The sequence below is a fragment of the Pseudomonas sp. YuFO8 genome (assembly GCF_035065025.1).
Taxonomy (GTDB): Bacteria; Pseudomonadota; Gammaproteobacteria; order Pseudomonadales; family Pseudomonadaceae; genus Aquipseudomonas; species Aquipseudomonas putida_AE.
In genome coordinates, this window is sequence record NZ_JAXDEQ010000192.1 from 1 (window position 1) to 395 (window position 395).

Here is a 395-nt window from a genome sequence, read left to right on the forward strand (position 1 = left end):
GTGTTGAGTTTTTTCGGGGTGTTCCTGCATCACACCAGCCTCAATTACGGACAGCAATTCGTGACGGCAGCGGCGTCCAGCGTGCTGGCGCAATCGGCGCCACTGTTCAGTGTGTTAATCGCGTTCTTCTGCTTGAAGGAGCGGATCAGCCTCTGGCGTTGGAGCTGTGTGTTGCTCGGCCTGCTGGGTGTGCTGGTGGTGATCTGGGGCGATCACGGCCTGGGCGATATCGACCCGCGCGGTTTGTTGATCCTGTTGGCGGCGGTGTCGTGGAGCCTGTACTTCGCCATCCAGAAACACTATGCCCATCGCTATAGCCCGTTGACCATGGCGTGCTACATGGTGTGGGCGGGCACCTTGATGCTCTGCGTGAATCTACCGGGCCTGCCCGCTGC

At 60.0% G+C, this 395-nt stretch carries 1 protein-coding gene; it reads left to right on the forward strand.

Translation table 11 applies throughout. The features are described from left to right. Positions 1-395, forward strand: a 395-nt coding sequence (locus SOP95_RS31950; protein WP_323609585.1) for a DMT family transporter, incomplete at both ends; no start/stop codon positions are given.